Raw genomic sequence first — 12,753 nt, forward strand, 5'->3', positions numbered from 1 at the left:
CAAGATGTTTTAATATATAGATTAAAAAATAGGACTTCACTTTTGTGAGAGTCCTATTTTTTATTGTATTATAATAAAAAAGAAAATCAGTAAATTTCAAGTTTGTGTAAATTAAAGATAAAATTGTAATTAATGCAGTGAAGCAACTTATTAAGAATTGGCATTGTTTGAACATATCAGTTTCAATAATTAAGAATTTAAACTGCTATAATTACTGAGATGCAACAGTGAAACTACTGTAATCTCACATTCTTTCAGATAAATTGATAGACTTTATTTATATTGAAGCATGTTTGAAACTTTTAAAAATTAAAATTTTACTGGAACTATTTTAGAGATACCTATTTCTTTATTCATAGTCACTCCAAATATAGATTCTGACTCTCTCATAGTATCTTTGTTATGTGTGATAAGAATAAATTGAGATTTTTCAGTAAATTCCTTTAATTTTCCAATAAGTTTTCTAGTATTCTTTTCATCCAAAGCAGCTTCTATTTCATCGAGAAATGTAAAAGGACTAGGTTTGTACATAAAAATAGACATGATAAATGCTATAGCAACCATAGATTTTTCCCCACCTGAAAGAAGAGACAGTGTCTGTCTTTTTTTATTTTTAAATTTTACAAATATTTCAACACCACATTCATCAAAATTTTCAGGATTAATGATAAGAAGTTTTCCTTCAGAGTTATTAAGAGTTTCCATGCACATCTGATTAAAATTAGTATCTATCTCTTTATAAGCAGTGAAGAATTTTTCATGAATAGTGTCATCAATTTCCTTAATTAATTCCAATAAAACATCTTTTCCTTTAACAAGATCATCTTTTTGGGTAGTAAGGAAAATATATTTATCATTTAACTCTTTAAATTCTTCTATTGCTAAAAGATTTACTGCCTGGAAATTTTTTAATCTGTTATCCAGAATTTTTAATTTATCTTTCAATTCTTTTAGTTTTTCTTCTTCCACTTCTATTGCAGTCACATCTTCCAGAGTGCTTAGAATATCTTTTAATCTTTCTAAATCAACTTTAGTTCTCTCAAGACTTTCTTCTACCCTATTTAGACTGTCTCTTTTATGAAGGAGATAACTTTCTGTTTCTTTTCTTTTTTTATTAAGATTTCTTTCTTCTTCTGTAAGAGCTTCATTTTTTACTTTTCTTTCTTGTACTTCAGTATTTTCACTTTCATATTTGTTTATTCTTTCTTCAATTTCTGTTTTTAATATTTTTTCTTTTTCTTCCAGAGAAATTATTTCATCTTCAAGAAAAGCAGTTTTTTCTTCCATATTTCTTTTTTCATCTATAAGAAATTCATATTCTTTCTTTTCTCTTTCTTCTTCTCTGTCTAATTGTCCAAGTCTATCCTGACTATTCATAAAGAGAATTCTTACATCTGAAAATTCTTCTTTTTTCTTTTCAATAGAAGTATTAATCTCTCGGATTTTTTCAGTTTCATGCTCCTCATCAGCCTTGATTTCAGCAATAACCTGATCAACTCTTTCTCTCTCATCTTTAGAACTGTTTATTCTCTTTTCAAATTCCTGACTGTATTTTTCTTCTTCTTCTAATTCCACTTTGACAACTCTTCTATCTTTCTCTATTCTCTCTTTTTTCAAAATATAATCATTATATAATTCTTCTGCTAATTTAAGTTGCTTTCTGATTCCATCTTCCAGAGAATCTATTTTATCTATTTCATTTTCAAAATTTTCAAGAGTTTTACTTATTTCATTTTGTTCAGTTGAAGCATTTTTTATAGTAGCAGTTAACTTTTCAACAGTTTCTTTAAGAATTCTTATTTCTTTTTTTCTTTCAAATATCTGACTGGCTGTGGAACTGCCAGAATCTCCACCTGTTATTCTTCCTCGTGAACTCATTAGTTCTCCAGAAAGAGTTACCACATTCCCCATAAACATGTTATTTTTAACTATTTTTAATGCAGTATCCAGATTTTCAACTATAAGAAGATTTCCAAGTACAAATTCAACTACACTTTTATATCTCTCATCAGCTGTTACCAGTTCAGCAGCTCTCCCTATCACTCCAGGAATATTTATTTTTACTTCCCGTTTCAGAGGAACCTTAATAGTATCAAGAGCAAGAAAAGAAGCCCTTCCAGCTTTTCTTTCTTTAAGAAAATTTATTGCTTTTTTAGCTGTCTCTCCAGTATTGACAACAATATCTTGTATATTTCCGGGAATTCCAGCTTCAATAGCTTTTTCTAATTTTTCAGGAATAGTTACAAGAGAAATAAATACACCTTCTATTCCAATAATTTTACTGTTGAGAACCTCTTTTACTCCTTTAAAGAATCCTTCATTATTTTCTTCCATTCGTAAAAGAGCCTGAAGTTTTGCTGAATGTCTTTTTTCATCATATTCAGCAGTTCTTACTATTTCAGAAAGTTTATTGCTTCTCTGACTTAGTTTACTTATTTCCTCTTCCAGAAAAGTTCCCCTTTCTTCAATTTCAACAAGTTTTTTTTCTTTTTCATTTTTAGATATTTCAGCTTTTTCCAGTTCTGTTGCAGCAGAGCTTAATTTCATATCATAAGATGAAAGTTCTTCTCTGAGGTTTGTAATTTTAGTATTACTCCCTTTTACTCTTCTGCTTGAACTTTCTATTTCATTTAGGAGTTTTAATTTTTCCAGTTCAAGTTCCATGACTTTTTTCTTTTTAAGTTCCATTCCTAAGTCAAATTCTTTTTTTGTGTTTTCCAGTTCTTTTAATTGAGACTCAAATTTTAAATTTTCTTCTGAAAGTTTCTCTATTTTTTCTTTAAGTGTTTCTCTCTCTTCAACAAGCATATCAAGAGATTTTAATTTTTCAGTTATTTTAAGATCACTGTTTTTCATTCTCTCATGTCTATCGCTGACCTCTCTTTTATATCCCTCTACTCTTTCACTTATTCTTACTTTCTCTCTCTCTTTGAGTTCAATTTCTCTTTTTAATTCCTGATTTTTTCCGCTCAACTCTTCGATTTCTTTTTTTAGTATGAGTTTTTCTTTGTCAATTTCATCAAGTCTGTTTTCAATGGAATTAAATTCTTTTTCCAGTTCAGCAGCTTCAGAAGCAAGTTTTTCTTTTACTGCATCTCCATCATTTAATTGAGTCTGTTTTTCATTAAACTCACTCATATATATTCCTTTTGCCAGTCTATCTCTCTCTTCTTTAAGATTAAGATATTCCTGAGCTTTTCCAGCTTGTTTTTCTACTCTGTCTCTATTTTCCTTTACTTCTCTTAAAACCAGATCTATTTTTTCCAACTCAAGCTCTACATTACTGAGATTTTTAACAGCTTCATTCTTTTTTATCTGGAATTTTTTTATTCCAGCAGCTTCTTCAATGATTCCTTTTATTTCTTTCGAAGATGAACCAATAATACGTTCTACCTTTCCTTGACCAATAACTGAATAGGCACTTTTACCTACCCCAGTGTCAAGGAAAAGATTTCCTATATCTTTTAATCTTGTTTTTACATCATTTATATAGTATTCATTATCACCAGTAGCATAAAGTTTTCTAGTTACTTTGATTTCTTCATTTTCCAAAGGAAGAAAAGAATCAGTGTTGTCTATATACAAAGAAACTTCAGCTGAATTCATTGGTTTTTTATCTTTTCCACCAGAAAAAATGACATCAGAACTTTCCTTTGCTCTGATATTTTTATAGGACTGTTCTCCAAGTACCCATAGAACAGCATCCAGAATATTTGATTTTCCACTTCCATTAGGTCCCACTATAGATGTGATTCCTCTGTTGAATTCTATATATACTTTTTCACCAAAAGATTTGAATCCAAATATTTCAACAGCTTTTAAATACATATTATCTCCTACTAAGTATGATTTTTTTAAAAGTTCTATACAGATTATATATTATTATTTTAAAATAAAGAATAAATTTATTCTATTTTTATTCAAGAAATAAGATTTTACCCTTTCATATAAAGTATAGCATTAAAATTATTATCTTGCTATTTTGAATTTATTTTTTATACTGTCTGTATGTTGAAAAAATTTATTGATATATGTATAAATAATAAATTCTGTAATGAAAAAATAATAGTGAAAATATAGAATTCTCTAAATAGAAAAATATCTTGAATTTGTAAATAATCAATTGTAAAGTCGCTGAATCTAATATATAATAAGAGGTAATTCAGACACTAATTTATTAAAATGATGGAGGCGTACAAATGGAAAACCTAAAATTAAAAGATTTTTTAGACTACAAATATCTTTCTAATCTTGAATTTTCGCCAAATGGGGAAAATGCAGGTTTTGTAGTAAATACTGCAAATTATGATGATAATAATTATCAATCTAATATCTGGCTTCTAAATAATAAAACAAAAAAATATTCAAAATTGACATCATTAAATGAGGAAAGATCATTTTTATGGGTAGATGATTCAACAATTATTTTTCCAGCTGCAAGAGATGCTAAATTAAAAGAAAAAATCAGCCAAGGGGAAAAATGGACTGCTTATTATTCAATAGATATCAATGGAGGAGAAGCTGACAAATATATGCAGATTCCTCTTATGGTTACTGCTATAAAAATGATAGATAAAGATAATTTTGTTCTTACAGCTAAGTATGATAATTATGGAATTAACTTGAATGAATTGACTGGAGAGGAAAGAAGTAAAGCTGTTGCAAAATTAAAAGAGGAAAAAGATTATGAAGTTCTTGATGAGATTCCATTCTGGAGCAATGGTGGAGGATTTACTAATCAGAAAAGAAATAGACTTTATTTATATAACAGAGTTTCTAATGAAGTTACACCATTGAGCTGTGAACATACAGTTGTAACTTATTTCTCATATAGAGATGGAAAGGTACTTTATGTTGGAAATCTTTTTGAGGGAAAATTGGAGCAGAGAGAAGGAATATTCTGTTATGATATAGCTTCTAAGACAACAGAAACACTTCTTCCAATAGATGCCAATTTCAGAGTCAGTTATGCTGAGTTTTTAGAAGATGCAGTTATATGTGCCTTAAATGATTGTAAAGAATATGGAATGAATCAGAATCCAAGTTTCTATGTAATTAAAAATGGAAAACTTGAATTATTGAAGAAACATGATACATGGATGGCAAATACTGTAGGATCAGACTGTAGATATGGCGGAGGAAAAAGCTACAGAGTAGTTAATGGAAAACTGTATTTTCCAACTACTGTGTTTAAAGATTCTTTCTTGAATACCATAGACCTTGCTGGAAATGAAACAGTACTTACTAAAGCTAATGGATCAGTAGATGTGTATGATGTATGTGGAGATGAAATTCTTTTTGCTGGACTTAGAGGAATTAAACTTCAGGAAATATATAGTTTAAAAGATGGAGAAGAAACTCAAATTACTACATTTAATGAAAATATATATACAGATAAAAAACTTTCTATTCCTGAAAAATGTAATTTTGTAAATGATGGAATTGAAATAGAAGGTTGGGTATTAAAGCCTGTAGATTATGATGAAACAAAAACTTATCCTGCTATTCTTGATATTCATGGAGGGCCAAAAACTGTATTTGGAGAAGTATTCTACCATGAAATGCAGGTTTGGGCAAATATGGGATATTTTGTATTCTTCTGTAATCCTCGTGGAGGAGATGGAAGAGGAAATGCCTTTGCTGATATCAGAGGAAAATATGGAACTATTGACTATGATGATTTAATGAAATTTACAGATGCAGTATTAGAAAAATATCCAATTAAAGCTGACAGAGTGGGAGTAACTGGAGGGTCATATGGTGGATTTATGACTAACTGGATAATTGGACATACTGACAGATTCAGATGTGCTGCTTCTCAAAGAAGTATAGCTAACTGGATATCTAAGTTTGGAACTACAGATATAGGATATTACTTCAATGCAGATCAGAACGCTTCAACTCCTTGGATAAATCAGGAAAAATTATGGTGGCATTCACCAATGAAATATGCAGATAAAGCTAAAACACCTACACTGTTTATCCATTCAGAAGAAGATTATAGATGCTGGATTGCTGAAGGAATACAAATGTTTACAGCTTTAAAATATCATGGTGTAGAAGCTAGACTTTGTATGTTCAGAGGAGAGAACCATGAGCTTTCAAGAAGCGGAAAACCAAAACATAGAATAAGAAGGCTTGAAGAAATGACTAACTGGTTTGAAAAATATTTGAAAGACTAAAAAAAGTTAGAAGAGTGGGAACACTCTTCTTTTTTTATAAATAAAAAATTGACTTTGATGTGTATAGTGTGTATTAGATAGTCGGATATTTATAAATAAAATTTTAGAGATAAAATATTAAAGAGTGGTTCATAAGCAGAAATTTAATTGATAGTGATAAAAAAGAAAATAGTAAAGTTTGGAGTGGCTAAGAATATTCAAAATAAGTAAAATAATAAATATAGTTTAAACCCTCAGATAATTTACTGAGGGCTTTTTAATAGTGAAAATATTATATTAAAATTTAAAAAATTTCAATATTTTATGTCTAAGTAAATCAAGAGATTTTTTTTTTGATATATGGTATAATATACAGGAAATCAGAACATAACAAAAAATTTAAAAATAAAAAATACAGAATTTTTAAAAGAATTGAAGGAGTTTTTACTTTTCATTATGAAATTGTAAATTAAAAAGAGCAAAAAATAAAAAATGTGGGAACTCATATATCTTGATTTGTATTTGAAAGGAAAAATATGAAAATAAAAAGTATTGAAATAGAAAATAATAAAGTATTAAAAGATATAAAAATTAATTTTGAAAAAGAGAATGAAATTTTAAATACTATTGTTATAGCTGGAAGTAATGGAAGTGGAAAAACAACACTCCTGGAAAGTATTTGGAAATATTTTGATAATGAAGCAGATTATAGACAAGATATAGGAATTCAAGCAGAATTATTTTTGGAAAATGATGAACAAAAAATAAATAAGTCTTTACTTAGTGATTTAGACCTTTTAATATATAATAAAAGAAAAGATTTTAGAAAATATCAAAATATTATAGAAAATATAAAAATAATTCCTAAATTAATATATGTTCCTACTGAAATAAATTTTAATGAAGTAAAAACAAAAACTACTGCTCTACATAGAGATTATGAATTTTTTAATATTGTGAATTCAGATATGATAAAAGATATTCCTTCATATATTGCCAGCAGAATCACATATCTGGCAAATACAGAAGAAAATTTAACTATGAAAGAAGTAAAAGAAAAGGTAAATTCAGAAATTAATGGAATATTTGATATTCTTGAACTGGATATTAAGTTAATAGGATTATCAAAAGACGAAAAAAGTATGCCTATATTTGCTAATTCGTCAGGAGAGGAATTTGATATAAATCAACTTTCATCAGGAGAAAAACAGCTATTTCTAAGAACTTTAGCTATAAAAATGCTCGAACCTGAAAATTCTATTATTTTAATTGATGAGCCTGAACTTTCTTTACATCCAAAATGGCAGCAAAGAATTATAGAGATATATCAGAGAATAGGAAAAAATAATCAAATTATAGTTGCAACTCATTCTCCTCATATCTTGGGAAGTGTTCCAAGAGAAAATATAATATTACTTTCTAAAAATGAAAGTGGAGAAGTTGTTTCAACAACTGGAGAAGAGCTATATACATCTTATGGACAACCTGTAGATAGAATATTGGAAGATATCATGGGATTGGAAACTACAAGAAATCCTAAGGTTTTTGATTTATTGAATGAAGTTAGAGAACTGGTTGACAATAATCAATATGAAACAGATAGTTTTAAAGAAAAGTACTCTGAATTAAAATCTATTCTAGGCGAAACAGATAAAGATTTATTTCTTATAGATATGGATATTCAAAGAAAAAGAAGAAAGGTATAAATATGTTTAAAATTAATAAAAAGGAAGAGCCTGAATTTTTTAAAAGATTTAAAATAAAAAATAAGCCTCATAATTGGAATGATTATGGTCATAACATAAAAAAAGATTTGAAAAAATATATGTTTGAATATGAGCAAAATTATTATTGCCCTTATTGTGAGCTAAAAATAAGCATAGAAGAGAGTCAAATTGAACATATAAAACCTAAAGAAAAATTTCCTGAATTAATGCATGAATATTCTAATTACCTGACAGGCTGTAAAAACCCAAAAACTTGTGGTCAATATAAAGAAAACCAATGGTCAGAAAAATTTATTGATCCCACATTAGAAGACCCAGAAGAATATCTAACTTATGACATAAAAACAGGAAAGATTAACCCAAAGGAAAAAGAAAGATTAAAATTTGAAAAAGCTGATTATACAATTAAAATATTGAATTTAAATGATAAAAGATTATGTGAAATCAGAAAAACATTTATTGAGCAAAATTTAAAAAATAAAGAATATTTAGATTATACAGATAAATTTCCAAGTTTAAAAGAGTATCTAAAAGAAAATTTTAACTAAATATATATTAAAAAACAGAAAATAGAAAAGTAAAATTCTGATTTCTGTTTTTTATTTTCACATATTTTTTACACTGAAATGTAAAAAAAATTATATTTTTTTATAAAAATACACTTTTTAAAATCAGAAAAAATAGTTCTTTGTAAGGAAATAATTTTTTTTTACACAATTTTTACATAGAATTAACAATAAAATAACATTAAAATGATAGTATATTTTTCAGTTGGAGATGTTTATTAAAATTTAGGAGGAAGAATGTATCTAGATATCATTTTTAATGTTCTTGGAGGATTAGGAATATTTCTTTATGGGATGGACAATATGTCATCAGGAATGCAGAAATTAGCAGGACAGAAGTTGAAAAAAGTACTTGCATTATTGACAACAAACAGAGTTATGGCTATACTTATGGGAATGGGGGTAACCATGCTGGTTCAGTCATCATCAGTGAGTACAGTTATGACAATTGGATTTGTAAATGCTTCATTACTTACACTTAAACAGGCTCTTGGAGTAATATTTGGAGCCAATATTGGAACAACAATAACAGGATGGATACTTGTATTAAATATAGGAAAATATGGACTGCCAATTGTTGGAGCAGGAGCTATATTGTATATATTCTTAAAGGGAGACAGAGCAAAAACAAAAGCTCTTACTTTTATGGGACTAGGAATGATCTTTTTAGGACTTCAATTAATGAGTAATGGATTGAAGCCTGTCAGGAGTATGCCTGAGTTTGTAAGTATGTTCCATATGTTTTCTGCTGACACATATTTTGGTGTGATAAAAGTTGCAGCAATTGGAGCATTAATTACAGCTATTGTTCAATCTTCATCTGCTACACTTGGTATTACAATAACTCTTGCAGTTCAGGGACTTATTGATTATCCAACAGCTGTTGCTCTAGTTCTTGGAGAGAATGTTGGTACAACAATAACTGCTATACTTGCTACATTAAATGCTAATGCAAATGCTAAGAGAGCTGCCTATGCCCATACTATTATAAATACTTTGGGAGTTATATGGGTAACAGCAATATTTCCATATTATTTAAGATTTCTTTCAAACTTTGGAAGTCCAGAAGCCAATATAACTATGGCAATAGCCACAGCACATACAATGTTTAATGTAACTAATGTATTAATATTTATTCCTTTTATTGGAGTTATGGCTGATCTTTTGACTAAAATAGTAAAAGATGATGGGAAGAAAGACGAAAGGGTTACTAAAATTGATTTTCTTATGCTTAAAACACCAAGTATTGTTGTAGGACAGACAAAGACAGAAATACTTACAATGGGAAAGTATATTGAGGAAATGTTTAAGAGTTTAGATAATATTTATGTGAATAATGAATTTATAACTGAGGAAAAAGTAGTTCAGATGGGAAAGATAGAAAATGATTTAGATCTTTTTCAGAAAGAGATAACTGATGCCAACTTTGTGATATTGAATAAAAATATAAGTGATAAGATGAAATTGGATACAAGAAATAATCTTGAAGTATGTGATGAATATGAAACTATCAGTGATTATCTTATGAGGGTAACTAATTCACTTAAAAAGCTCCAAAATAATTCAATAGACCTCACTGAAGATGAAAAAACCACATTGAAGGAATTTAATGAGGACACAAGAGAATTATTTAGAAATGTAAATACAGCTTATGCCTTAAAAAATAAAGAGATGTTTGTTAAAGCTTTAATTAAGGCTAATAAGATAACTGAGAAATATAGAAAAGCAAAACAGATACATCTTCAAGATGGAGGACAGGAAAATCCAATAGCGATGCTGACTACTAGTTATATGGATATTTTAAACCACTATCGAAGAGTGAGAGATCATATTTTCAATATTATTGAAGTATATAATATTTAAACTGATAAAAAGAATGACTTAAAAAAGATATTAAATTTTAGTGTTTTTTATTAAAAAAATTCTAAAAGTATATTTATATCTTAATGTCATTCTTTTTTTATTAGACAGAAGAGTATTACTTTAGAGGTACAGATGTAATATTTATTTTTTTACTTTTAATAGAAAATAATGTATAATTTAAGAAAGAATTTATAAGTAAAGAGAGGTACAAAATGAAATTTGGTGAGGTACTGAAAAAAGTAAGAACACAGCAAGGTGACAGCTTGAGAGGGTTATCTGGAAAAACGGGAATATATTTCACTTATATAGATAAAATAGAAAAAACTGAAAAGCCTATAAATGCTGAAATTCTTGAAAAACTTGTAAAAGAGTATCCTTTACAGAAAAAGGAATTAATAAAAGCATATGTAGAGGAAACAATACCTGAGTTTGTAATAGATGAAATTAGAAATACTACAGAAGGAGATACAGCAGTAACCATTATAAAAAATAATGATATAAAAGAGTTATATAATCTTTTGCTAGAAGAACTTGAAATAAATGAGCAGAAGGAAATATTAAAAATGATGATTGAAAGAGTGGAGATACTCAGCTTTAGAAAAGGTACATTAGAAAAAGATATGGAAAAATTAGATAAAATTAAAAAAAGAATAACTAAATTATAAGAAAGATTAAGCCCATAAATTTTAGAAATAAAAATTCTGAGATTTATGGGCTTTTGATTAAACTAATCAAATAATTTTTTATTTCTTGACTTTGTTCCTCTTTAGATATACAATATGCTGTATAATTTTTAAAAGTAAAAAAAGAAATACAATAAAATTTTTTAATAATTGTGTTTAACTTTAGAGGAACTAAAATTTGTGAATAAATAAAATTAATAATCCTCCTCAATTAGAAAATTCTGAATCATTTGTAAAATTTCCATAACTTTTTCTTTGTCTGTCAATACTTTATCTTCCATTAAATCCTCCTCTATGCACTTTTAAATATAACTATATTAATTTATCAGGAAAAAAGCAAGAAAAAAATATTTTAATTTTTTATTATCTAGGAAAATATATATTAATAAAATTTACAGGAGTGAGAAATGAATAATATAAGAAGTACGAGAAAACAACCATTCTGCTGGCAGGAAAAGAAAATATTGAGAGTATTGAGATGCAGCTATAATGGAGCAGAACTTCAAAAACTTAGAAATCTATATTTAACTCTTACAGAGATATACAGTGATTTTAATGGACAGGATATAAAATATTACACTGAAACAATAGCCAAATACAGTGGACTAAGCAGAGCATGGATACCTAAAGGATTAAAAATTTTTGAAGAGTTAAAAGTAATTTTATTGATTGAGGATAAGGTAGGAGGCAGGTTTAAAGGTAAGAAACTTGTATTTACACCTGAAAATCTCAAGGAAATCAATATTAAAACCGTTGTTGGAGAAACCGTTGACGGAAAAACCGTTAATGGTAAATCCGTTGACGGTTTTTTGAAGACATCAGAAGATAGTCTTTTATTAGAAGATAATAAAAGAACAGAAGATATAAATAATACACACACAGAGAAGCAGGAGGAAAAAGTTATTGAAAAGATAGTGCACAAGGAAGAAAAATTAAGCAATGCTCCTGTAGAGATACAGCAGATATTAAAAAAGTATTGTGATTTAGGGCTCCCAGATTTCAACTACAGACCTGATAACTATATTTTACTGGGGATATACAGAGAACTTGGAGCTGGAAAACTATTTGAAGCCTTGACACTGATGTCGCAATCTCAATTTGTAAAAAATAATATGAGTGTAAATGCAATTTTTAAAATAGAGAATCTTAAAAAAGCCCTTAATGGGAACTTTAAAGACAAAACAGGCGCTGGAAAAAAGAGTGTTCCTGATACTAAAAAAGAATTTAAAGAACCTGTATATGAAAATTTCACAGGGGATTTTATAAAAAGCCTGCTCAAAGGAACAGCTGGAGGGGAATAGATGGTAAAATGCCAATATTGCGGAAAAGATTATGTAAAAAATGAAAATAAATATTTTAAGATGCTTCCAGAGGGAATTAAAAAGAAACTGGAATATATTCCAGAATGTGAGTGTCTGGAGAAAAATAAAATAAAAGAGATGGAGGAACTGGAAAAGAAAAGAATACAGGAATGTATAAAAAACAGGGTAAAAAAATGCGGAGATATTTCTGTAATGGATAAAAAATTTCTGAACAGCAGATTTGAAAATGCTGATATGAACAGTGATCATATGCAGCTGGCAAAGAAATATGCAGAGAGTTTTCTGAAAAAAGATAAAAAAGAGGGAATACTTTTCTATGGGGGAGTTGGAACTGGAAAGACTTTTGTAAGTGCATGTATAGGAAACTATCTCATGGAGAGAGGAAAAACTGTTATAGTAATTAATCTGGGGCTGTATTTTAATAAATTGAG

7 protein-coding genes and 1 pseudogene are annotated in these 12,753 nt (G+C 28.1%); 7 read left to right on the forward strand and 1 reads right to left on the reverse strand.

Features of this window, described 5'->3' with window-relative positions:
• Positions 1 to 309: 309 nt before the first annotated feature.
• Positions 310 to 3,828 (reverse strand): chromosome segregation protein SMC, encoded by a 3,519-nt coding sequence (smc, locus tag E6771_RS12800; RefSeq protein ID WP_316091730.1) that lies wholly within the window; start codon positions 3,826 to 3,828, stop codon positions 310 to 312.
• Between the two features lie 371 nt (positions 3,829 to 4,199).
• On the opposite strand from smc, the gene E6771_RS12805 reads away from it, so the two are divergent.
• The 7 genes and pseudogenes from E6771_RS12805 to E6771_RS12835 form a co-directional block, all read left to right on the forward strand.
• Positions 4,200 to 6,182: a S9 family peptidase gene (locus E6771_RS12805; RefSeq protein ID WP_316091732.1), complete on the forward strand. Its 1,983-nt coding sequence runs from the start codon at positions 4,200 to 4,202 to the stop codon at positions 6,180 to 6,182.
• 515 nt (positions 6,183 to 6,697) lie between these two features.
• Complete coding sequence (locus E6771_RS12810; protein WP_316091734.1) at positions 6,698 to 7,867, forward strand: AAA family ATPase; 1,170 nt, start codon at positions 6,698 to 6,700, stop codon at positions 7,865 to 7,867.
• Between the two features lie 2 nt (positions 7,868 to 7,869).
• Positions 7,870 to 8,436 (forward strand): retron system putative HNH endonuclease, encoded by a 567-nt coding sequence (locus E6771_RS12815; protein ID WP_316091736.1) that lies wholly within the window; start codon positions 7,870 to 7,872, stop codon positions 8,434 to 8,436.
• Between the two features lie 255 nt (positions 8,437 to 8,691).
• Positions 8,692 to 10,317 carry a Na/Pi cotransporter family protein gene (locus E6771_RS12820; protein ID WP_316091737.1) on the forward strand — a complete coding sequence of 542 codons (1,626 nt, stop codon included), beginning with the start codon at positions 8,692 to 8,694 and terminating at the stop codon, positions 10,315 to 10,317.
• 212 nt (positions 10,318 to 10,529) lie between these two features.
• On the forward strand, positions 10,530 to 10,982 hold the full coding sequence (locus tag E6771_RS12825) for a helix-turn-helix transcriptional regulator (RefSeq protein ID WP_316091738.1): 453 nt from the start codon (positions 10,530 to 10,532) through the stop codon (positions 10,980 to 10,982).
• Between the two features lie 425 nt (positions 10,983 to 11,407).
• Positions 11,408 to 12,301 carry a hypothetical protein gene (locus tag E6771_RS12830; protein ID WP_316091739.1) on the forward strand — a complete coding sequence of 298 codons (894 nt, stop codon included), beginning with the start codon at positions 11,408 to 11,410 and terminating at the stop codon, positions 12,299 to 12,301.
• A pseudogene (locus tag E6771_RS12835) lies at positions 12,302 to 12,753 on the forward strand (AAA family ATPase); the annotation flags it as partial.

This window comes from Fusobacterium sp., assembly GCF_032477075.1.
Lineage (GTDB): Bacteria > Fusobacteriota > Fusobacteriia > Fusobacteriales > Fusobacteriaceae > Fusobacterium_A.

Excerpts from the sequence above, each read along its gene's own strand:
- E6771_RS12825 (WP_316091738.1), top strand. The coding sequence starts at position 10,530 with ATGAAATTTGGTGAGGTACTGAAAAAAGTAAGAACACAGCAAGGTGAC.
- E6771_RS12805 (WP_316091732.1), top strand. The coding sequence starts at position 4,200 with ATGGAAAACCTAAAATTAAAAGATTTTTTAGACTACAAATATCTTTCT.
- E6771_RS12810 (WP_316091734.1), top strand. The coding sequence starts at position 6,698 with ATGAAAATAAAAAGTATTGAAATAGAAAATAATAAAGTATTAAAAGAT.
- E6771_RS12815 (WP_316091736.1), top strand. The coding sequence starts at position 7,870 with ATGTTTAAAATTAATAAAAAGGAAGAGCCTGAATTTTTTAAAAGATTT.
- smc (WP_316091730.1), bottom strand. The coding sequence starts at position 3,828 with ATGTATTTAAAAGCTGTTGAAATATTTGGATTCAAATCTTTTGGTGAA.
- E6771_RS12820 (WP_316091737.1), top strand. The coding sequence starts at position 8,692 with ATGTATCTAGATATCATTTTTAATGTTCTTGGAGGATTAGGAATATTT.
- E6771_RS12830 (WP_316091739.1), top strand. The coding sequence starts at position 11,408 with ATGAATAATATAAGAAGTACGAGAAAACAACCATTCTGCTGGCAGGAA.